Genomic DNA, 21,190 nt, shown 5'->3' with positions numbered 1-21,190 from the left:
CGACCGGATGTTTACTGGCAGAACCCCCCATCCCGTCCCATCCGTGCCGGCACATGGTGTTCGGGGCCCGTGTGCTGGCGTCGACGACTACTGCACACGAGGTGCTTCCTTGACTTCTCCTGGTGAACAGCCAGGCTCGGCGACCCCGTCCGCCGATCGGTTCGTCGCCCTGTTCGCCGCGGCGCCGTTCGGGATCGCGCTCACCGACCGGCAGGGCATCATCGCCGAGGCCAACCAGGCCCTCGGCCGGTTCCTCGGGGTCGACCCCGCCGAGCTGCGTGGCAAACCCTTCGTCGAGATCCTCACCGGCGACGGCGACGCGGCGATGATCCGTGGCCTGATCGCCGACCCGGACAACCCGCCGCCGACCGGGCGAACCGTCCCCGCGGTCATGGAGCACGCCACCGACGGCCCGATGCACGCCGAGCTCACCGTGATCGCGCTGCCCGGCGACGACCCGAAGCAGCGCTACCCGGCCGTCGTGGTGCGCGACACCAGCGAACTGCACCTGCTACAGGAAATGCTGCGCCACCAGAACGTGCACGACCCGCTGACCGGGCTGCCCAATGCCGACAGCTTCCGCGGCAAGGTCGAAGCCGCGATGGTGGATCGCACCCACCCGCAGCTGGCGCTCATCGTGTTCGACCTGGACGGGTTCCGGTTGATCAACGACGGCCTCGGCCCCGAGGTGGGCAACCGGATGCTCAGCCGGGTCGCGGACAAGCTGCGGGAGATCTTCCCGGCGGAGGCGGTGATCGGCCGGATGATCGGCGACCGGTTCGGCGTGCTGCTCCGCGGCTCGTTCACCGGCCAGGCGCTGACCAGGCAGGCCGAGGAAGTGCTGAAGGAACTCGCCGAACCGCTCTACCTCGACGGCAACGGCATCGCGCTCAGTGCGAGCGTGGGCATCGTGGTGCGCTCGACCGGTGGTTCCGCCGACGATCTGCTGCGCGCCGCGGAGATCACCGTGCACCGGGCGAAATCCGCGGGGCGGGCGCAGTGGATGATGTTCGACGCCGAACAGGACCGGCGGGAACGGCACCTCGCCAAGCGCGGTGCGGTGCTCGGCGGCGCGCTGGAGACCGGCGAGTTCGAGTTCCGCTACCAGCCGACGGTGCGCCCGGACGGCTCCGGCGAACTGGTGCTGATCCAGGCCGAGCTGGTGTGGAATCACCCGGACGACGGTGTGCTCGAGGCGCACGAGTTCATCCCGATGGCCGACCTGACCGGCATGACGGTGCCGATCGGCCGGTGGATGATCGACGACGCGGTGGCCACGCTGGCGCGCTGGCGTGCCCAGTTCGGCCCGGCGGTGGCCGAGCTGGCCGTCCGGCTGCCGTCCCGCCTGGCCATCGACCAGGACCTGGTCGGCATGGTGCGGTCCGCCCTGGACGAGCACCAGCTGCCCGCCGAGTCGCTGAGCGTGTGGACGAAGGCGACGACGCTCGACGACGAGCGCGGTGACGTGCGCGAGTCCTACGCGCTGCTGGCGGATCTCGGGGTCCGCGTCGGTCTGCTCATCACCCACCCGTCGCAGTTCGACGTGTTCACCGGCGACCTGCCCCTGCACGACGTGATCCTGGCCGAGTCGATGGTGGAGCTGGTCTCGGCGGACTACCCGGTGGAGACCAGCGCGACCATGCGCGGTCTGCACGACTTCCTGGCCAAGCCGTTCGAGCAGGGCATCCGGGTGTCCGCCCAGGGCGTGGAAAGCCGGGATCAGATGCAGCGGTTGGCCGAACTGGGTGTCAGCGCGGTGCGCGGCCCGGCGATTCATCAGCCGCTCACCGCGTCGGCGATGGAGAAGCTGCTGGCCGAGGCCGGTGACCCCGCCAACGTCTCCGCCGGCCCGCAGCACGACACGTGACCAAGCGCAAGTTGCTCGAACCGGCGGGACGAGCCGCCGGTGACCCGCAGGGCCGTCGCGGCTTCGATTCCCACTCACGGGAAGAGCAGCGGCGGCCGGGCGGATGTGTCCACGACCAGCGGCCCGCCAGGACGCGCGGCCACGCGTCACCGGGAACCAGCTGGCCCGCGGCCATACGTCACCACGCACCGGCCACGGGTGCCACCGGCAAGCAGCACGGACCCGCGCTTACGTGCCAGCGGACACCAACGCGTGCCCGAGCGTCACCAAGGCGGCTGAGGCATGATGACGGCATGAAACCGGGCGACATCGTCGAGGACTTCACCCTGCCGGACCACACCGGCCGGCCGCGCAGCCTGTCCGAGTTCCTGGCCGGCGGCCCGGTCGTGCTGTTCTTCTACCCGGCGGCGATGACACCGGGATGCACCGCGGAAAGCTGTCGCTTCCGCGACCTGGCGGCCGAGTTCGCCGCCGTCGGGGCACAGCGCGTCGGAATCAGCCGCGACCCGGTCGGCAAGCAGGCCCGGTTCGCCGAGCAGAACTCGTTCGACTTCCCGCTGCTGTCCGACGCCGACGGCACGGTGGCCAGGCAGTTCGGCGTGGACCGCAAGCTGGCGATCCTCCCGGTCAAGCGCCAGACGTTCGTCATCGACACCGACCGGTCGGTGCTCGAGGTCATCAAGAGCGAAGTGCGGATGAACGTGCACGCCGACCGAGCACTGGAGGTGCTGCGCCGGGCGCGCAGCCGCGACTGAACCGGCACGACTGCCTGGCCGCGTGCGCGGTCACCCGCAGTTGGTGTCGGTCGCGTTGATCACGCTGTCCGGCAGCTCCTGGTCGTTGCGCAACGCGTCGAACATCTGCTTCGCCTTGGCCTCGTCGGTCGTCGTGGCGTCGCACCCGGTCACCGGCACCGTGGTGGTCACCATGCCGCCGTCGGAGATGCCACGTGCCGCCCACGCCAGCCAGAACAGGTGGTGCAGGTGGTCCTCTTCGTCGATGCTCAGCGCGTCCGGGATCTCGCCGAGCAGCGGGAAGACGTCGAACGGATTCAGCAGCGTGCCGGGGCTGGCGATCTCGTTGGCCAGCGCCCCGATGAACTTGCGCTGGTTGGCCACCCGGTCCAGGTCCGACCGCGGCGTTGCGTCGCTCTTGCGCATACGCACGAACGTCAGCGCCTGCGCCCCGTCCAGCTTGTAGGTACCGGCCTTCAGCCGCTGCCCGTTGGACCTGTCGACCATGTCCTTCGGGATGGTCATCTCCACACCGCCGATGGCGTCCACCATGGTGGCGAAGCCGCCGAGGCCGATCTCGGCGTAATGGTCGATACGCAGGCCGGTCACCTGCTCGATGGTCTTCACCAGCCGCCGCGGGCCCTTGCCCGACGCGTACACGGCGTTGATCTTGATGCCGTTCGGATAGTCCGGGGTGGTGACGATCAGGTCGCGCGGGAAGCTCACCAGCGTCGGCTTGGTGCCGTTGTCCGGCAAGTGGGCCAGCAGGATCGTGTCGGTGGCGTTGCTGTCCGGCCTGCCCACGTGCAGCCGCTTGATCTCCTCCTTGGACAGGCCCTTGCGGTTGTCCGACCCGACGATGAGCCAGTTCGTGCCCTCTCCGGCGGCCGGGCGGCCGGGATAGTCGCCGATGGCGTTCACCCGCCGGATGGACACGTCCAGGTAGATCCACACGCCCACCAGGAACAGCACAAGCACCAGCGCGAAGATCCCGAGGACCTTGCCGAACGTCACCCGGCGGCGGCGCCGAGGACGCGGTTCCGCGCGCTGCGGCGGCTCCGGCCGTGACCGCTCCGGTCCCGGCCGCTGCGGACGGGGCCGGGCAGGCATCGGCTCCGTGGGCCGGTGGGCGTTCGCGCCCGCGGCCGGGCCCGGTGGCCTGACCCCGGGCCGCCGTGGCCCGCCGGGGCCACCCGGCAACGGCATCATCCGGGTCGACTGGTGCGGCGGCCTGCCGCCGCTTCCCGGTCGGCGTGGATCCCGCCCAGGTGGACGGTTGGCTCCCGGTCCCTGTGGCTCGACCATGCGCTCGCCCGTCTCTCGTTACCTCGTGACATGTGCACTGCGGTTGCCCGGCATCATCGCATTGCCGACATATGCCCGATGTGACGACCCCGCCGCGCGCCGGCCGATTACACCCGCACGCGTAGCCTGCGGTCACCCGACAGGCTCAGCCCGTAGCGCAGCGGGCCCGCCGGTTCCCGCTTGCCGAGAACGTGCAGCACGAAGGAACGGACGAGCCGGTGCCAGGTCGGCGCCCGCCACACCAGCGCGTGCGTCTCCCCGGCCAGCTCGAACCGCACGACGTCGGTGACAGCCGTGGCGCGCCGGGCGAAGTCGAGCGAATCCGCGGGCTTGGTGATGGTGTCCTCCAGACCGTGGGCGATCAGCACCGGCACGCCACGGAGCGCGCCGACCCCGTCCTCGGCCGGTGTCCACGGGGCCAGCGCGGCGACGCCGACCACGGCCTCGTCGTCGGCCACGTGCATGGCGACCCGGCCGCCCATGGAGTGGCCGACCAGCACGACCGGCGTGTCCGGGTAGCGCTGGCGAATCCGCTCCAGCGCCCACCGGGCGTCGTGCACTGGATCAAGCGCCGGTGCGTTCCATCCCCGCACCCGGTTCCGTACCAAGGCGGCCGCGACGCCGTACGACCGGCCGGTGAGCGCCACGTCCACCCCGAAGCCGGTCATCCGCAGGCAGGGCCCGGACCACCAGCGGATCGGCTCGTGGCTGGACTCCGCGCCGCCGTGCAGCAGCATGACCACCGCGTTCACCCGGCCGGGTGGCGCCAGCGTCCGCAGCCCAGGAGGCTTGATCGCGGCGTCGGTCATGCCGCCATCATGCCGCAGCCGCTGCGTCCTTGTCGGCGAACTGGGTGTGGTGCAGTTCGGCGAACCGGCCGCCGGCGACGAGCAGTTCGTCGTAGGTGCCGCGCTCGACGATGCGGCCGCCCTCGACCACCAGGATCTGATCCGCGGCGCGGACCGTGGACAGCCGGTGGGCGATCACCAGGGCGGTTCGCCCGTCGAGGGCGTCCGCCAGCGCCTCGCCCACCGCGGCCTCCGACTCGGAGTCCAGATGCGCGGTGGCCTCGTCCAGCACCACCACCCTCGGCTTGGCCAGCAACAGCCGGGCGATGGTCAGCCGCTGCCGCTCACCGCCGGACAGCCGGTAGCCCCGTTCGCCGATCACGGTGTCCAGCTGATCCGGCAGGCTGCGGATCAAGTCCGCCAGGCGAGCCCGCTCCAGCGCGGCCCAGATCTCCGCATCGGTGGCCTCCGGCGCGGCGTAGGCCAGGTTGGCCCGGATCGTGTCGTGGAACAGGTGGCCGTCCTGGGTCACCACCCCCACCGTGGACCGCAACGAGGCGAACGTCAGGTCCCGGACGTCGACACCGCTCAGCCGCACGGCGCCGCTGTCGACGTCGTAGAGCCGGGGAACCAGCGACGCGATCGTGGACTTGCCCGCGCCGGAGGATCCCACCAGGGCGACCATCTGGCCGGGCGCCGCCGTGAAGCTGATGCCGTGCAGGACCTCCTCGCCGCCGCGCGTGTCGAGCGTCGCGACCTCCTCCAGCGACGCCAGCGACACCTTGTCCGCCGACGGATAGGAGAAGCGCACGTCGTCGAACTCCACCGAGACCGGCCCCGCGGGCACGTCGACCGCGGCCGGCTTCTCGGTGATCATCGGTTTGAGGTCCAGCACTTCGAAGATGCGCTCGAAGGACACCAGCGCCGTCATCACGTCGACGCGGACGTTGGCAAGTGCGGTCAGCGGCGAGTACAGCCTGGTCAGCAGCAGCGCCAAGGAGACGACCGTGCCCGCGTCCAGCGTCCCGGCGATGGCCAGCCAGCCACCCAGGCCGTAGACCAGGGCGAGCGCCAGCGCCGACACCAACGTCAACAACGTCATGAACCAGCGGGTCAGCATCGCGGTGCGCACGCCGATGTCGCGCACCCGGCCCGCTCGCTCGGCGAACTCCTCCGCTTCGGCATCCGGCCGGCCGAACAGCTTGACCAGCGTGGCACCTGGTGCGGAGAACCGCTCGGTCATCTGCGTGGTCATGGTCGCGTTGTGCCGGGACGCCTCCCGCTGCAGGTTGGCCATGCGCCGCCCGATCCGCCGCGCGGGAAGCACGAAGACCGGCAACAGCACCAGCGCCAGCAGCGTGACCTGCCAGGACAGGGCCACCATCACGCCGAGCGACAGCGCCAGCTGGACCACGTTGGTGACCAGGCCGGACAACGTCGCGGTGAACGTGCGCTGCGCCCCGATGACGTCGTTGTTCAGCCTGCTCACCAACGCGCCGGTGCGCGTCCGCATGAAGAACGCGATCGGCATGCGCTGCACGTGCTCGTACACCGCCCGCCGCAGGTCGAAGATGATGCCTTCGCCGATGTGCGCCGACTGCCAGCGCTCCGCCAGACCGACCGCCGCGTCCGCCACCGCGACCCCGGCGATGATCAGAGCCAACGTCACGACCGTCTCAGCGGACTCACCGCTGACGATCACGTCGACGACCCGCCCGGCGAGCAACGGCGTGCTCACCGCCAGCACCGCGGCGACGACGGTCAGCAGGCCGAAGACGGCCAGCCGCCGCCAGTGCGGCCGCGCGAAGCGCACCACCCGCCGCACGGTTCCGGGCGCCAGCCCTTTCGGCGCCTCCTCCGCGTGCATGCTGCTGCGCAGCAGATGCCACGTGTTGTCCATGAATACCTCATCTATAGTGGAGGTTTCGCAGCTGTCTCCCCAGCGTAACGCCACCCTCCGACGCGATCATTCCCGCGCCTTCTGCTGTTCGCCGTGAGCGGAACGGCACCGGGAGGGCATGCCGGGCGCCGCCGGGGTCCATCCGGTCCCTTCCGGGCAGGCGTGACGGCACCGGCCGGCCGCCTGCCGGACACCGGGCAAAGGAGCACGCGGCGGGCATCCGCGGAGGAAGATCGGCGATAATGCGGCGACCATGTTCTCGCCGATCACTCGCCCACTGCGCCTCGACCTTGCGGTGTACGTGGGTTTCGCGGCGTTCGCCCTGATCACCGCGCTCGCGTCGGGTTATCGCACGCACAGCATCTGGGGTGCCTTCGCGACCGCCGGATACCTGCTGGCCGCGGCGCACACGGTGGTCCTGCTGGCCTCCGGCGCCCGGACCGGCTGGTGGGGCTCGCGATGGACCGGCGCGGCCGCCGCGTTCGTGGTCGGCATGCTTGCACCGCTCGGCTTTCTGGTGGCCGCCCGGCTCGACGGCGGCGACTGGGTGGACAGCCCAGCGGCTTGGGCGGCCCAGCCTGAGGTCTGGGTCATCGAACGCTCGGGGCTGTTGCTGCTGGAGACCGGCACCCCGTACGTCGACGTGTTCGCACTCGGCAGGCCGCCCGAGGTCGACGACTACACGCCCTACGGCCCGGCGATGGCCCTGTTCGGGCTGCCCAGGGCCGTGGCGACCCAGCTCGGCGTCAGCGACCTCGCGGTGGTGCAGGTGATCACCGACGCCCGGCTGTGGTTCGTGGCCGTGGCGGCCCTGTGCGTCTGGCTCGGCCTGCGCCTGCTCGGCAGCCCTCCCGTGCCGATCGCCGCGGCACAGATCGCGGTGCTGTGCCCGGCCACCGCGATGACGTTCGCGGTGGCCGGGCCGGACCTGGCCGTGATCGGCATGCTGATCCTGGCCCTGGTACTGGCCGTGCGAGCCAACTACGTGGCCGCCGGGGTGCTGCTGGCCGTGGTCGTGGGCGCCAAGCTCACCGCCGCACCCGCCGTCGTGGTGGCGGGGGCGCTGATCGTCGCTCGCGGTGGCTGGGCGAGCCTTGGCCGGTTCACGGCGGCATTCACCGGCACCACCGCCGTGGTACACGTCCCGGTGCTGGTCGACCCGGCCGCGTTCGCCGAGCACGTGCTGGCCTTCCCGGCCGGGCGTGGCGCCGTGCCCTCCCCCGCGGCCAGCCCCCTGCCGGGTCACCTGATCGCCGAGACCGGGCCCGTCGGCCACGCCGTCGCGCTCGGGCTGCTCGCCGCCGCGGCGGTGGTCATCGGCTTGTGGGTGGTGCTGCGCCCGCCACGAACGGGCGCGGACGCCGCACTACGACTCGCCGTCGGCCTCGGCGCGGCGATCATGCTCACCCCAGCGACGCGCTGGGGCTACGTTGTCTATCCGCTCGCCCTGCTCGGCGCGCGGTGGTGCTTCCCCCAGGAAGACGACGCCGAAGGATGACGGCGCGCTACTTCTTCTTTTTCCTGGTGGTCGCGCCGCCACGGCCCCGCAGCTGCACCCCGGATTCGCACAGCACCCGGTGCACGAAGCCGTACGAACGACCGGTCGACTCCGCCAGGGCCCGAATGCTCGCGCCCTTCTCGTACTTCTTCCGCAGGTCGTTGGCAAGCTTGGTGCGCGTGCTACCGGTGACGCGCGCGCCCTTCTTCAAGTCAGCCACTCTTCACGCCTCCTCGCCGGAGAGTGTTCTGGGCCACACAAGCCCCTTGTGGCCAATGATCGAACAGGAGGCGACGGAACGCCAGATGGAGGACAAAATCGCCGGAAAGCCGCCACGGACGGCCTAACCCACCCGCCAAAAGGACGATCTTCGCCTCACCCGAAACGATCAAGCGGGCCCGGCCTGCGGGGCACGGCAGGCACGGTCCGGAAGCGGGCGATCGTGACGCCGCCGACGCAGCCTTGTCACCCGGCCGCACATCGGAACCCGGTGTCGCCGGGCCCGGATCGGCCCCCCGATCCGCGCCCGTACCGACTCCCCTGTTCGCCGGGTGCCCGAGCTGCGCGAACCCGGCGGCTTTCGTCCAGATGGTTCGTGCGGATCGGGCGTACCGGGGCCGTGCCCGGTCGGCCCCGCCACCGCGACAGCCCGCGGCGCGCCGACTCGCCGCCGTCCGACCTCAGGCCAGCTCGACCAGCTCGCGGTAGTCGTCCGACCAGTGGTCCTCGGTGCCGTCCGGTAGCACGATCACCCGCTCCGGCTCCAACGCGTCGACCGCGCCCGGGTCGTGCGTCACCAGCACGACGGCGCCGGTGTAGCTGCGCAGCGCGGACAGCACCTGCTCCCGGGACGCCGGGTCGAGGTTGTTCGTCGGCTCGTCGAGCAGCAGCACGTTGGCCGCGCTGGAGACCAGCCCGGCCAACGCCAGCCTGGTCTTCTCCCCACCGGACAGCGTGCCCGCCCGCTGGTCGAGCTGCTCGCCGCCGAACAGGAACGAGCCGAGCAACGTGCGCAGTTCCTGGTCACTCGCGTCGGGCGCCATGTGCCGGATGTTCTCCCAGACCGTGGCGTCGTGGTCGAGTGTTTCGTGCTCCTGCGCGTAGTAGCCGATGCGCAGGCCGTGTCCGGGCCGGACGGTGCCGGTGTCCGGCTGCTCCAGGCCGGCGAGCAACCGCAGCAGCGTCGTCTTGCCCGCACCGTTGAGGCCGAGCACCACCACCCGGGATCCCCGGTCGATGGCCAGGTCCACCCCGGCGAAGACCTCCAGCGAGCCGTAGCTCTTCGACAGGCCCGCCGCGGTCAGCGGAGTTCGCCCGCACGGCGCGGGGGCCGGGAAGCTGATCCTGGCGACCTTCTCCGCGCGCTGCTCCGGCTCCAGGGCGGCGAGCATCTGCTCGGCCCGGCGGGCCATGTTCTTGGCGGCGACCGCCTTGGTGGCCTTGGCGCCCAGTTTGGCGGCCTGCTGCAGCAGCGCGGCGGCCTTCTTCTCGGCGTTGGCGCGTTCCCGCTTGCGGCGCTTCTCGTCCGTGGCGCGCGCGTCCAGGTAGCGCTGCCAGGTCATGTTGTAGATGTCCAGCTCGCCGCGCATTGCGTCGAGGAACCACACCTTGTTCACGACCTCGGCGAGCAGGCCGACGTCGTGGCTGATCACCACCAACCCTCCGGTGTGCTGCTTGAGGAAACCGCGCAGCCAGGAGATCGAGTCGGCGTCCAGGTGGTTGGTCGGCTCGTCCAGCAACAGGATGCGGTCGGACTTGCCGTCCGGTCCGGCCTCGGAGGCGGCGAACAGGATCCTGGCCAGCTCCACCCGCCGCCGCTGGCCACCGGACAGCGTCGACAACGGCTGGCCGAGCACCCGTTGCTCGAGCCCCAGGTTCGCGCAGATGCGCGCCGCCTCGCTCTCCGCGGTGTACCCGCCGAGCGCGGCGAAGCGCTCCTCCAGCCTGCCGTACCTGGCGATGGCCTTCCGCCGCTCCGGGCCGTCGGCCAGCTCGGCCATGGCGATCTGCGCCTTCTCCATGTCGCGGGCGATCACGTCCAGGCCGCGGGCGGACAGCACCCGGTCCCTCGCGGTCACCGACAGGTCGCCTTCCCGCGGGTCCTGCGGCAAGTAGCCGATCGGTGAGCTGATGCGCACGTCTCCCGCGTGCGGTTGGCCTTCGCCGGCGAGGACCTTCAGGGTGGTCGTCTTGCCCGCGCCGTTGCGGCCGACGAGGCCGATGCGGTCGCCGGGCTGGACGCGGAGGGTGGTGTCGGCCAGCAAGGTGCGCGAACCCGCGCGCAACTCGAGGCCGGTAGCCGTGATCACGATGAGGCTCCGTGGTCGAGAGAAACAATCGAAGGTGCACAGGACGACAGGGGCCCGCGCGCGTCACTCCAAGCGTGCAACGAGCCACCCGCGCGCCGCGGCGGACCGCTCCGGCACGCGTGATCTGGCTGTCCTGGGCGTGGCGACCACGTTTCCCATGGTACGGGGCGTCCGCCAGCGATTTTCGTGGTGTCCAGACGCCATCGCGCCGGTCACCCGTGCGCTCAGCGCGGATCCCGCACGACGATCTCGAGTGCGCGTGCCCGCTCTGCTGCCACGTCGAGGACGGCACGGCGCGGCTCCCCGATGTCGAGAAACCGGTCGACGGCCTTGGCGAACACCGATGCCAGGCGCTGGTCGGCACGCAGCTGATCCACCGCACGGCGATCCCCGCCGAAGACCACGGCGTCGAGCCCTGGCAGCTGATCCCCGAGGACGTTCAGCACGTCGTCGGCCGCCTTGGCCAGCGCCTGCTCGCCTTGCCGACGGCGGCGCCGGGCGAATCGTTGCTGGGACCACCCGCCCGCTGCCGTGCGGCCCTGCACGTGGTGCCGGTCGGTGCGTGACACGACCACCCGGGGGCCCTCGGCGATTCCGATCGAATGCGCCCCTTTGCGCACCAGGACCAGCCCGAGACGACGCGGGCGCACGGCGTACTCGACCAGCGGGGCGATCTCCAGGCCCGCGTGCTCGGCCCGGCTGCCCAGTGGTTCGAAGGGCAGGTCGACCGTCGCCGTCGTGCCGTCCGCGGCGGTGACGAGCACGCGCCGATCGCTCAGCACCGTGCCCGCCACGCCGCCGTTGCGTTCGGCGAAGCCGTCGAACCACCTGGACAGCCGCTCCGGCGGGACCTCGACGGCGCGCCCTCCTCCGGCGACCTGGCGGACCCTGCTCACAACACGAACGAATCCGACCACGGTGCCGTCGACCGCCCGGCGAGCGCGTCGAGCAGCACGACGGCCTGCTTGTCGGTCAGCGATGCCACGAAGTCCACGATCGACCGGCCGCGCGCCAGCGATCGGACGTCCACCGGACCGGAACCGGGCCCGGACACCAGATCAGGATGGTCGCGGACCAGCTGCGCGTATTCCGCCTCGGCCAGCTCGACCAGGTCGTGCAGCCGCCGCGGAATGCGATGCGCCTCGCGCTCGTCCAGCAGCCACTGCCGCAGCTCGTCCACCAGGGTGGACAACAGCGACGCCTGCCCGCGCTGGTGCAGCGCAAGGTCCGCGCGCTCCAGCACGAACCGTTTGTGCACGAACTTCAGCACCTGGACCTCGTGCCACTGTTCGGGCCGGAGCGTCACGTGCCCGCTGCGCGTGGACGGGGCCGCGACCACCTCGACGCCGTCCACCAGGCGTTCGTGCCACTGCTCGGAGAAGGCTGCAATGGCCTGCTCGGATTCGATCGACCCGTCGAACGCCCTGGCCAGCAGCCCGTCGACCAGGGTCTCGCGAACGCGCGCCACCGCGGCGTGGAAAGCATCGTCGTCGACCAGTGGCTTGTCCTTGACGTGCATCCGGCGCCGCAAGCGCTCCAGCGAATGCCCCGGCTTGCGCGACCCGGCCAGCTGCGCGTCGTCCAGCTCGCGCAGCTGGTGCGCCTGCTCCGCCCACGCCCGGAGCTCACCGGCCACCGGGGCGTGCTGCAGTACCCCGATGCGGTGGAAGTCCTGCAGGTCGTGGATGGCGTAGGCGATGTCGTCGGCGGTGTCCATCACCGACGCCTCGAGCGTCTGCTGCCACGGCTCGATCTTGTCGGCGAACGGTTCCCGCGCCTGCAGCAAGTCGCCGACCTCGGTGACATACGCGGAGAACTTGCTCGAGCCGGTGCCCGGCGCATCGGCCGGCTCGGCCGCACCCCGCGGCGGCACCTCCATCTCCGACGGATGCGGCCGGTGGATCGGCAGCCGCAGCCACGGGTACTTCAGCACGGCCGCGCGGACGGCCGCAGTGAGATCAAGGCCGACACCGGAAGGGCCGCGCACGTCGGTGGTGGTCAGGATGCGGAACGTCTGCGCGTTCCCTTCGAAGCCGTCGGCCAGCCCCAGCCGATGCCGGGCGATCCGGTCCAGCACCTGTTCCCCGAGGTGCCCGAACGGCGGGTGGCCGAGGTCGTGCGCCAGCGCTGCGGCTTCCGCCACGTCCGGGTCGCACCCGCCAAGCTTCTCGCACAGGCGGGCGTGCTCCGGCGACGCGGTCAGCCGCTCGGCGATGGTGCGTGCCACCTGGGCGACCTTCAGGCTGTGCGTGAGCCGGTTGTGCAGCAGCCCGGAGTCGGCGGCGCTGACGACCTGGGTGACCCCGCCGAGCCGGGCGAAGAACGGCGACGCGGCGATGCGGTCCCGGTCCACCCGGAACTCGGCCGCGGCGTCCGCCTGCCCGGACCCGCCACGCCGCACCGACGCGGCAGGGCTCTCCCCGGCGTCCCGCCGACGCGTCCTGTCGATCCGCATGTCGTTCACCGTAATCGTTCAGGTCGGCCAGGCCAGGGGTCGGCGCGGGACGGTGCATCGCCCACCGCGCCGGGCTGCCCGGACGGGCTCAGCCGCGACCGCCGGACTGCGCCGGGGTGCCGGCGGCTGCCTGCGGGTGACCGGCGAGCGGCGGGACCGGGCAGTGCAACACACCGCACACCGTGCGCAGCAACTCGACCTCTTGCGTGGTCATGACGCCGTCGTGGCTGATCACCATGACCAGGCTCTCCACCAGTGCCGCCTTGTCCGACCCCTGCAGGCCGTCCAACGCCGGCCACACCGGGTCCAGCGCGGACAGTCCCTGCTGCGGCGGCGCGAACGGGACATGGTGACCGGGCAGCACCCGGTACAGCCCGGCACGGAACGCCGACTCGCCCTGCCGTGGATTGTCGTGGCCGACCCTGGCCAGCACGGCGAGCAGGGTCGCGATCGGCTGCGCCGCACTGGCCAGCGTCTGGCGCTGCTTGCCCCACGGCGGCCGGTGGTGGATCACTTCGTACAGCTCGGTACGCAGCAGCGTGGACAGGCAGAACTCGAACACGTCGACCCGGCCGTCGGCCTTGATCAACGCGTCCAGGCTGCCCATGATCTGCTCCAGCTCCTGCGGGCTGCGCCTGCGCAGCGCGGAGAAGGCGATTTCCGACAGCGGCAGCCGGAGGTCGGGTGCCAGCTGCTGCAGCGCGCCGCCTTCGTTCCAGGCCGCGTCCGCAAGCTGCTTGCCGTGCCGCTGCACCAGCACCTGGTGCTGGCGCTGCCGCACCTCGGGGTGGACGGACATCAGCAGGCCGAACACCAGCGGAACCACCGCGTCGGTCCGCCGTGCCTTGGCCTTGAACTCCTCCGGGATCCGGCGCAGCAGGTTCTCGCCGTGCTCGTAGGTCGTCGCCGACGGATCGCCAATGCCCGCGACCACCTGGTCCGGACGGATGGTGATCGGTCCCTGCGGTGCGGCGGGCGCAGGCACCGGCGCGCCGGACGGCGGGGGCGCAGGCACCGGCTGGCCGCTCGGCGGAGGCATGGCGCCGGGGGCCGGTTGCTGCGGTTGCTGCTGCGGCGGCGCCATCCTGGCCACCGGCTGCTGCCCGGCCGGCGGAGGCGGGGCCAATCCGGCGACCGGCTGACCGGACGGCGGGGCGGACGGCGCAGCAGGGGCCAACCCCATCGCCGCGTCCTCCTGCAGGCCGGACGGCGGCGCCGCCGACCACCGCTGCTTGAGCGCCTCGAGCTCGCGCGGGTCGAAGTTCGGCTGCAGCGCGCGGATCCGCTCCACCAGCGGGGGGTGGGTGGCGAACAGCGATGCGAACTTCGAGCCCTCGCTGAACAGCATGTGGCTGACGTCGTCCTTCTTGCCGCTGTTCAGGTGCGAGCCGTCCGGCAGGCCGCCGATCTTCTTCAACGCGCCGGCCAGGCCCTCGGTCTGCCGGGTGAACTGCACCGCGGAGGCGTCCGCCAGGTACTCCCGTTGGCGGGACACCGCGGACTTGATCAGCTTGCCGCAGAACAGGCCGATACTGCCTGCGGCCAGCAGCACCAACCCCACGAGGGGCAGCGGGTTGCGCTCGCCGCGGGTGTGCAGCAGCACCCGCCCGACCACGGCCAGGCCGAGGATGCCGAACAGCACGCCCATCAGCCGGATGCTCAGCCGCATGTCGCCGTTGACCACGTGGCTGAACTCGTGCGCGATCACCCCTTGCAGCTCGTCGCGGTTCAGCCGCTCCAAACACCCGCGGGTGACCGCCACCGCGGCGTCGGCGGGCGACCAGCCGGCCGCGAACGCGTTGATCCCGGGCTCGTGCGGCAGCACGTACAGCTCCGGTACCGGCGTGCCGGACGCGATGGCGATCTCCTCGACCACGTTGCGCAGCCTGCGCAGCTGCGGGTCGGTGGTGTCCTCCGGGACGTAGACGCCGCCGAGCGCGCGGGCCACCTTGCCGCCGCCGCCCTTCTTCAAGCTCGCCAGCCGGAACAGCGACGCCAATCCGATGATCAGCACCACGACCACGGTGAGCACGGCGAGCACGGACGCGACGGTCTCCGGCGGCAGGCCGCGCAGCATCAGCAGCCACACCACCAGGTCGATGACCGTGACGATGCCGACGACGGCCACGGCGAAGAGGAACACCAGGCGCCCGGACGCCTTGCGAACCTGGATCTGGCGCTCGAAGAAGTTCATCCTGGACTACTTCCCCCCGGCAGCCGGGATCGCTGCACCGCTACGTCAGAACGAGATCTGCGGCGCCTGCCGCATCTCCGGGCGGTCCACCTCGAGCAGCGCCGCGGGCTGGAAGCCGAACATGGCGGCGAAGATGTTCGCCGGGAACGACTCGCGCTTGTTGTTGTAGACCATGACCGAGTCGTTGTAGGCCTGGCGGGCGAACGCGACGCGGTTCTCCGTCGAGGTCAGTTCCTCGGACAGCTGCATCATGTTCTGGTTCGCCTTCAGGTCGGGGTAGCTCTCCTGCAGCGCGAACAGCCTGCCGAGCGTCTGGGTGAGGATGTTCTCCTGCTGGCCGAGCTGGTTCATCGCCTGCGGGTCACCAGGGTTGGCGCGCGCGACCTGCTGCGCCTGCACCGCGCCCTGGCGGGCGGCGATGACCGCTTCGAGGGTCTCGCGCTCGTGCTTGATGTAGCCCTTGGCCACCTCGACCAGGTTCGGGATCAGGTCGTGCCGCCTGGTCAGCTGCACGTCGATCTGCGCGAACGCGTTCTTGAACGCGTTGCGCCGCTTGACCAGGCCGTTGTAGGTCGAGATGGCATAGATGATCAGAATCAGCAAGATCGCCACGACGACGATCGCGATGATCGCTCCGGTACTCAACGAAGACCCTCCTGAACGATTCCGGACCGGCTTCCCCCAGGCCGCGCCCCGGGCCCACCGGATTCGGGCGTCAGCATACTCATCGGGCCGGGCGTTGGTGGACGAACCGCCAGATCGTGATCTGCGCGGCTGGGTGATACGTACACCTGCCGCAATGCGACTGCGCCACACGCCGAAACGTGGGGTATCGCCGCCGCGGTGTTCGGCACGACAGCGCACCGGAAGCCACCGCACATCGACTGAACGGAAAGCGAATGCCGGCGAGCGCGCAGCCCGATCAGTACGCGGGCGCGCGGGCCTTTCGGCGAGGCGGCGCAGGGGCCATGGGGCCCGGACGGGATCAGTGCGCGGGTGCGCGGGCCTTTCCTGCTTACCGATGCGCCTGCTCGCCGGAGAGCGGTCCCCGTCAGACCGTGAAGCCGAGGGCGCGCAGCTGTTCCCGGCCCTCGTCGGTGATCCGCTCCGGCCCCCACGGCGGCATCCACACCCAGTTGATCTTGTAGTCGGACACGATCGGCTTCTGCCCGCCGAGCAGCACCGACCGGGTCTGGTCCTCGATCACGTCGGTCAACGGGCACGCCGCAGAAGTCAACGTCATGTCGATGGTGGCGACGTTGTCCTCGCCGACCCGGATGTCGTACACGAGGCCGAGGTCGACGACGTTGATGCCCAGTTCGGGGTCGACCACGTCGCGCAGGGCTTCCTCGACCTCGTCGACCGTGGCCACACCGCCGGGCGAGCCGGCGGCCGGCTCCTGCTGCTCGGGCAGATCGGCCGCGGTCCGGCCGTCGCGGGTCGGGTTCTCGGTCACGAAATCTCAGCTCCCTCTCGCGCCTTGTCGACTCCAGCCTGCACCAGCGCGGCCTTGAACGCCATCCAGCCGAGCAGCGCGCACTTCACCCGGGCCGGGTACTTCGCCACCCCGGCGAACGCCACGCCGTCCTCGAGAACGTCCTCGTCCGGCTCCACCTTGCCGCGGCCCTTGACCAGCTCGGTGAACGCGGCGAGCTTGCTCAGCGCCTCGTCCACCGAACGGCCGACCACCAGGTCGGTCAGCACCGAAGCCGACGCCTGCGAGATCGAGCAGCCCTGCCCGGTGTAGGACACGTCCGCGACCTGCTCGCCGTCCAGCCGCACCCGCAGCTGCAACTCGTCACCGCACGTGGGGTTGACCTGGTACGACTCGCCGTCGAACGGCTCACGCAGGCCACGGCCGTGCGGGTTCTTGTAGTGGTCCAGGATGATCTCCTGGTACATCGCATCCAAGTTCATCGCCGTCGGCTCCGGCAGCTGTCAGGACGGCACTGGGCCGCCGCGTTCACTTACCCACTCCGAAGAACCGCTGGGCCTCGCGGACACCCGCCGCCAGCGCCTCCACTTCGTGCACGCTGTTGTACAGGTAGAACGACGCCCGCACGCTCGCGGGTATTCCCATCCGCCGGTGCAGCGGCCACGCGCAGTGGTGGCCGACCCGCACCGCGATGCCCAGGCTGTCCAGCACCTGGCCGACGTCGTGCGGGTGGATGCCGTCGACCACGAACGACACCGCCGCACCGCGCGAGTCGGCCGTCGTCGGGCCGACGATGCGCACGCCGTCGATCTCGCCGAGCGCGGACAACACCGCTTCGGTCAGCTGCTTCTCGTGCTCGGCGACCGCACCCATGCCGATCTTGGTCAGGTAGTCGACCGCCGCGCCGAGGCCGACCGCCTGCGACGTCATCGGCACACCGGCCTCGAACCGCTGTGGCGGCGGGGCGAACGTTGACCGCTCCATGGTCACCGTCTCGATCATCGAGCCGCCGGTGAGGAACGGCGGCATCGCCTCGAGCAGCTCCCGGCGGCCGTAGAGCACGCCGACGCCGGACGGTCCGAGCATCTTGTGCCCGGAGAACACCGCGAAGTCCACCCCCAGCTCGCGCAGGTTCACCGGCTGATGCGGCACCGACTGGCAGGCGTCCAGCACGGTGAGCGCGCCGACCCGGCGGGCCCGCTCCACCAGCGGGGCGGGGTCGTTCACCGTGCCGAGCACGTTCGACTGGTGGGTGAAGGCCACCACCTTGGTGCGCTCGGTGATCAGCGTGTCGATGTCCGACAGGTCCAGGCGGCCGTCGTCGGTGACGCCGAACCAGCGCAGCGTGGCGCCCGTGCGCTGGCACAACTGCTGCCACGGCACCAGGTTGGCGTGGTGCTCCATCTCGGTCACCACGATCTCGTCGCCCTCGCCGACGCGGAAACGCTCCGCTTCCTTGCCCGCGGTGGCCGCGTTGCTCATCGCGTACGCGACCAGGTTCACGCCCTCGGTCGCGTTCTTGGTGAACACCACTTCCCCGGGCTGCACGCCGACGAATGCTGCGACGCGTTCCCGCGCGTGCTCGTAGGCGTCCGTGGCTTCCTCGGCCAGCTGGTGGGCACCGCGATGAACTGCCGAGTTCGACCTCTCCACGTAGGCGCGCTCGGCCTCCAGTACCTGCCGCGGCCGCTGCGACGTCGCCCCGGAATCCAGGTAGATCAGCGGTTTGCCGTCGCGGACCGTGCGGGTGAGGATCGGGAAGTCGCCCCGCACGGCGGCCACGTCCAGCGCCGCCCGAAGTGGTGTCGCAGTCATCGCAGGTGCCTCCATTTCCTCGCCGGCCCCGGGACTTACAGCGCCGCCGCCTCCGCCTTGCCGACGTACTTGACGTAGCCGTGCTCCTCCAGCTCGTCGGCCAGCTCGGTGCCACCGGACTCGGCGATCCGGCCGTCGGCGAACACGTGCACCACGTCCGGCTTGATGTGCTTGAGGATGCGGGTGTAGTGGGTGATCAGCATGACGCCAGCGTCGTTGCCGGCGGTGAATTCGTTCACCGCGCGGGACACCACCCGCAGCGCGTCGACGTCCAGGCCGGAGTCGGTCTCGTCGAGCACCGCGATCTTCGGCTTCAGCAGCGCCAGCTGCAGGATCTCGTGCCGCTTCTTCTCCCCGCCGGAGAAGCCCTCGTTCACGCTGCGCTCGGCGAACTCGCTGGGGATGTCCAGCTTCGCCATCTCCTCGCGGACTTCCTTGACCCACTCGCGCAGCTTGGGCGCCTCGCCGCGGACGGCCGTGGCCGCCGAGCGCAGGAAGTTGGACATCGACACGCCCGGCACCTCGACCGGGTACTGCATGGCGAGAAACAGACCCGCACGGGCCCGCTCGTCCACGCTCATCTCCAGTACGTTCTCACCGTCCAGCAGCACCTCGCCGGAGGTCACCTCGTACTTGGGGTGACCGGCGATGGCGTACGACAGGGTCGACTTGCCGGAGCCGTTGGGGCCCATGATGGCGTGCACCTCACCGGAACGGACCGTGAGGTTGACGCCCTTGAGGATTTCCTTGGTGCCCTCGTCGGTGGTGACCGACGCGTGCAGGTCCTTGATCTCCAGAGTGGCCATGGTGTTCCTTTGTTGCTTGTCGTGGGCGGTGTGGTCGGGTCACGCGGCCGGTCAGTGGCCGATGGCCTGCAGCTCCTCGTCGATCTCCGCTTCCAGCCGCTGGCGCAGCTCGGGAACGTCGATGCGGTTGAGGATTTCGAAGAAGAAGCCGCGCACCACCAACCGCCGTGCGGTGGCCTCGTCGATGCCGCGGGACTGCAGGTAGAACAGCTGCTCGTCGTCGAACCGGCCGGTGGCGCTGGCGTGGCCGGCGCCTTCGATCTCGCCGGTCTCGATCTCCAGGTTCGGCACCGAGTCGGCCCGCGCGCCGTCGGTGAGCAGCAGGTTGCGATTCAGCTCGTACGTGTCGGTCCCCTCGGCGGCGGACCGGATCAGCACGTCGCCGATCCACACGCTGTGCGCGCCCTCGCCCTGCAGCGCGCCCTTGTAGGTCACGTGCGACTTGCAGTGCGGCTGAGCGTGGTCGACGAACAGCCGGTGCTCCTGGTGCTGGCCGGCGTCGGCGAAGTACAGGCCGAGCAGCTCCACGTCACCGCCCGGCGCGGCGAACCGCGCCGTCGGCGACAGGCGCACCAGATCACCGCCCAATGTCACGACGGTGTGCTTGACCGTGGAATCCTTGCCAAGCTGCAGGTGGTGCTCGCTGACGTGGACCGCGTCGTCGTCCCAGTCCTGCACGCTGACCACGGTCAGCCGCGCACCTTCACCGGTGATGAACTCGACGTTGTCCGCGTAGGTGCCGGAACCGCGGTGGTCGAGCACCAGCGACGCCTGCGCGTACGGGGCGAGCCGGATCTGCAGGTGCCCGTAGGCCAGCAGGTCCTTGCCCGGGCCGGTCACGGTGATCACGGCCGGCCGGGACAGCGTGGTCTCCGCGCCGACGCTGACGATCGTGGCCTCGGTGAACGAGCTGTAGGCCTGCGCGGCCACCCGGTCACCCGGCGCGCCCGCCTGGCCGAGCCGCTCGTCCTCGCGGCCCACGGTCTCCACGGTGACCTCCGGCGGGGCGTCCACCGACAGCGTCACCTTGCCCGTCGGCACCACGGCGTCGCCGCCCTGGTGCAGGCCGCGCAGCCGCTTCATCGGCGTGAAGCGCCAGATCTCCTCGCGGCCGGTGGGCACCTCGAAGGCCTCCACGTCGTAGCCGGTGAACCGCTCGCCGCGGGAGCTCGGCGGGACCACGGCGCCCTCGCGCAGGGCCGAGCGGACGTTGTTCTCGGTCGTGTTCTCTGCCACCGTCATCAGCCGACGGACCCTTCCATCTGCAGTTCGATGAGTCGATTGAGTTCCAGCGCGTACTCCATCGGCAGCTCGCGCGCGATCGGCTCCACGAAGCCGCGGACGATCATCGCCATCGCCTCTTCCTCGCTCAGCCCGCGCGACATCAGGTAGAACAGCTGGTCCTCGCTCACCTTGGACACCGTCGCCTCGTGCCCCATGGACACGTCGTCGTTGCGGATGTCCACGTACGGGTAGGTGTCCGACCGGCTGATCGTGTCCACCAGCAGGGCGTCACAGATCACCGACGACTTGGAGTGGTGCGCACGCTTGGCCACTCGCACCAGACCGCGGTAGGACGTCCGGCCGCCGCCGCGCGCCACCGACTTGGACATGATCGTCGACGACGTGTGCGGGGCCAGGTGCTCCATCTTCGCGCCCGCGTCCTGGTGCTGTCCCTCGCCGGCGAACGCCACCGACAGGACCTCGCCCTTGGCGTGCTCGCCGGTGAGGAAGACCGACGGGTACTTCATGGTGACCTTGGAACCGATGTTGCCGTCGATCCATTCCATGGTCGCGCCCTCTTCCGCGCGCGCCCGCTTGGTCACCAGGTTGTAGACGTTGTTCGACCAGTTCTGGATCGTGGTGTAGCGGCACCGGGCGTTCTTCTTGACGATGATCTCCACCACCGCCGCGTGCAGCGAGTCGGACTTGTAGATCGGCGCGGTGCAGCCCTCGACGTAGTGCACGTAGGCACCCTCGTCGACGATGATCAGCGTCCGCTCGAACTGGCCCATGTTCTCGGTGTTGATCCGGAAGTAGGCCTGCAGCGGGATCTCCACGTGCACGCCCGGCGGCACGTAGAT

General features: G+C 70.6%; 18 protein-coding genes. 3 read left to right on the top strand and 15 right to left on the bottom strand.

Annotated features, from left to right (window positions below; genetic code table 11):
- The first annotated feature begins 109 nt into the window (after positions 1–109).
- Together CXP56_RS15375 and CXP56_RS15370 are read left to right on the top strand one after the other, a co-directional pair.
- Complete coding sequence (locus tag CXP56_RS15375) at positions 110–1,867, top strand: GGDEF and EAL domain-containing protein (protein WP_286901656.1); 1,758 nt, start codon at positions 110–112, stop codon at positions 1,865–1,867.
- A gap of 293 nt (positions 1,868–2,160) precedes the next feature.
- On the top strand, positions 2,161–2,622 hold the full coding sequence (locus CXP56_RS15370) for a peroxiredoxin (RefSeq protein WP_286901655.1): 462 nt from the start codon (positions 2,161–2,163) through the stop codon (positions 2,620–2,622).
- A gap of 30 nt (positions 2,623–2,652) precedes the next feature.
- Here CXP56_RS15370 and CXP56_RS15365 read toward each other — a convergent pair whose 3' ends face one another.
- The 3 genes from CXP56_RS15365 to CXP56_RS15355 form a co-directional block, all read right to left on the bottom strand.
- Positions 2,653–3,711 carry an LCP family protein gene (locus tag CXP56_RS15365; protein WP_342665082.1) on the bottom strand — a complete coding sequence of 353 codons (1,059 nt, stop codon included), beginning with the start codon at positions 3,709–3,711 and terminating at the stop codon, positions 2,653–2,655.
- A 302-nt stretch (positions 3,712–4,013) separates the two neighbouring features.
- Positions 4,014–4,715, bottom strand: coding sequence for an alpha/beta hydrolase (locus CXP56_RS15360; RefSeq protein ID WP_028846106.1), 702 nt, complete (start codon positions 4,713–4,715; stop codon positions 4,014–4,016).
- Between the two features lie 7 nt (positions 4,716–4,722).
- Positions 4,723–6,594, bottom strand: coding sequence for an ABC transporter ATP-binding protein (locus CXP56_RS15355; RefSeq protein ID WP_286901649.1), 1,872 nt, complete (start codon positions 6,592–6,594; stop codon positions 4,723–4,725).
- Positions 6,595–6,847: 253 nt separating this feature from the next.
- On the opposite strand from CXP56_RS15355, the gene CXP56_RS15350 reads away from it, so the two are divergent.
- Entirely contained in the window at positions 6,848–8,092 is a 1,245-nt protein-coding gene (locus tag CXP56_RS15350; RefSeq protein ID WP_286901647.1) for a glycosyltransferase 87 family protein, read from the top strand.
- A 7-nt stretch (positions 8,093–8,099) separates the two neighbouring features.
- On the opposite strand, the gene CXP56_RS15345 is transcribed toward CXP56_RS15350, so the two are convergent.
- The 12 genes from CXP56_RS15345 to sufB form a co-directional block, all read right to left on the bottom strand.
- Positions 8,100–8,312 carry a helix-turn-helix domain-containing protein gene (locus tag CXP56_RS15345; RefSeq protein WP_028846108.1) on the bottom strand — a complete coding sequence of 71 codons (213 nt, stop codon included), beginning with the start codon at positions 8,310–8,312 and terminating at the stop codon, positions 8,100–8,102.
- 460 nt (positions 8,313–8,772) lie between these two features.
- Positions 8,773–10,401: an ABC-F family ATP-binding cassette domain-containing protein gene (locus CXP56_RS15340; protein ID WP_028846109.1), complete on the bottom strand. Its 1,629-nt coding sequence runs from the start codon at positions 10,399–10,401 to the stop codon at positions 8,773–8,775.
- Positions 10,402–10,625: 224 nt separating this feature from the next.
- Entirely contained in the window at positions 10,626–11,297 is a 672-nt protein-coding gene (locus CXP56_RS15335; protein ID WP_286901641.1) for an acVLRF1 family peptidyl-tRNA hydrolase, read from the bottom strand.
- Positions 11,294–12,856: a deoxyguanosinetriphosphate triphosphohydrolase family protein gene (locus tag CXP56_RS15330; protein ID WP_286901638.1), complete on the bottom strand. Its 1,563-nt coding sequence runs from the start codon at positions 12,854–12,856 to the stop codon at positions 11,294–11,296. The genes CXP56_RS15335 and CXP56_RS15330 overlap by 4 nt, the downstream gene beginning before the upstream one ends.
- An 88-nt stretch (positions 12,857–12,944) precedes the next feature.
- Positions 12,945–15,050 (bottom strand): M48 family metallopeptidase, encoded by a 2,106-nt coding sequence (locus CXP56_RS15325; protein ID WP_286901635.1) that lies wholly within the window; start codon positions 15,048–15,050, stop codon positions 12,945–12,947.
- A 45-nt stretch (positions 15,051–15,095) separates the two neighbouring features.
- Positions 15,096–15,695 carry a LemA family protein gene (locus CXP56_RS15320; RefSeq protein WP_028846113.1) on the bottom strand — a complete coding sequence of 200 codons (600 nt, stop codon included), beginning with the start codon at positions 15,693–15,695 and terminating at the stop codon, positions 15,096–15,098.
- A gap of 406 nt (positions 15,696–16,101) precedes the next feature.
- Positions 16,102–16,506 (bottom strand): metal-sulfur cluster assembly factor, encoded by a 405-nt coding sequence (locus CXP56_RS15315; RefSeq protein ID WP_028846114.1) that lies wholly within the window; start codon positions 16,504–16,506, stop codon positions 16,102–16,104.
- Entirely contained in the window at positions 16,503–16,967 is a 465-nt protein-coding gene (sufU, locus tag CXP56_RS15310) for a Fe-S cluster assembly sulfur transfer protein SufU (RefSeq protein WP_028846115.1), read from the bottom strand. Before sufU ends, CXP56_RS15315 begins: the two co-directional genes overlap by 4 nt.
- Positions 16,968–17,013: 46 nt before the next feature.
- Positions 17,014–18,300, bottom strand: a complete 1,287-nt coding sequence (locus tag CXP56_RS15305; protein WP_286901632.1) for a cysteine desulfurase — start codon at positions 18,298–18,300, stop codon at positions 17,014–17,016.
- A gap of 35 nt (positions 18,301–18,335) precedes the next feature.
- Positions 18,336–19,106, bottom strand: a complete 771-nt coding sequence (gene sufC / locus CXP56_RS15300) for a Fe-S cluster assembly ATPase SufC (RefSeq protein WP_028846117.1) — start codon at positions 19,104–19,106, stop codon at positions 18,336–18,338.
- A gap of 51 nt (positions 19,107–19,157) precedes the next feature.
- On the bottom strand, positions 19,158–20,348 hold the full coding sequence (sufD, locus tag CXP56_RS15295) for a Fe-S cluster assembly protein SufD (protein ID WP_286901629.1): 1,191 nt from the start codon (positions 20,346–20,348) through the stop codon (positions 19,158–19,160).
- A partial coding sequence (gene sufB / locus CXP56_RS15290; RefSeq protein ID WP_286901627.1) for a Fe-S cluster assembly protein SufB occupies positions 20,348–21,190 on the bottom strand: 843 nt, incomplete at its 5' end. The genes sufD and sufB, both read right to left, overlap by 1 nt.

The organism is Thermocrispum sp., from assembly GCF_002919275.1.
GTDB lineage: Bacteria > Actinomycetota > Actinomycetes > Mycobacteriales > Pseudonocardiaceae > Thermocrispum > Thermocrispum agreste.
This window is presented reverse-complemented; position numbering and strand designations above follow the sequence as displayed.

Excerpts from the sequence above, each read along its gene's own strand:
- CXP56_RS15370 (WP_286901655.1), top strand. The coding sequence starts at position 2,161 with ATGAAACCGGGCGACATCGTCGAGGACTTCACCCTGCCGGACCACACC.
- CXP56_RS15365 (WP_342665082.1), bottom strand. The coding sequence starts at position 3,711 with ATGCCTGCCCGGCCCCGTCCGCAGCGGCCGGGACCGGAGCGGTCACGG.
- CXP56_RS15360 (WP_028846106.1), bottom strand. The coding sequence starts at position 4,715 with ATGACCGACGCCGCGATCAAGCCTCCTGGGCTGCGGACGCTGGCGCCA.
- CXP56_RS15355 (WP_286901649.1), bottom strand. The coding sequence starts at position 6,594 with ATGGACAACACGTGGCATCTGCTGCGCAGCAGCATGCACGCGGAGGAG.
- CXP56_RS15350 (WP_286901647.1), top strand. The coding sequence starts at position 6,848 with ATGTTCTCGCCGATCACTCGCCCACTGCGCCTCGACCTTGCGGTGTAC.
- CXP56_RS15330 (WP_286901638.1), bottom strand. The coding sequence starts at position 12,856 with ATGCGGATCGACAGGACGCGTCGGCGGGACGCCGGGGAGAGCCCTGCC.
- CXP56_RS15325 (WP_286901635.1), bottom strand. The coding sequence starts at position 15,050 with ATGAACTTCTTCGAGCGCCAGATCCAGGTTCGCAAGGCGTCCGGGCGC.
- sufU (WP_028846115.1), bottom strand. The coding sequence starts at position 16,967 with ATGAACTTGGATGCGATGTACCAGGAGATCATCCTGGACCACTACAAG.
- CXP56_RS15305 (WP_286901632.1), bottom strand. The coding sequence starts at position 18,300 with ATGACTGCGACACCACTTCGGGCGGCGCTGGACGTGGCCGCCGTGCGG.
- sufC (WP_028846117.1), bottom strand. The coding sequence starts at position 19,106 with ATGGCCACTCTGGAGATCAAGGACCTGCACGCGTCGGTCACCACCGAC.
- sufD (WP_286901629.1), bottom strand. The coding sequence starts at position 20,348 with ATGACGGTGGCAGAGAACACGACCGAGAACAACGTCCGCTCGGCCCTG.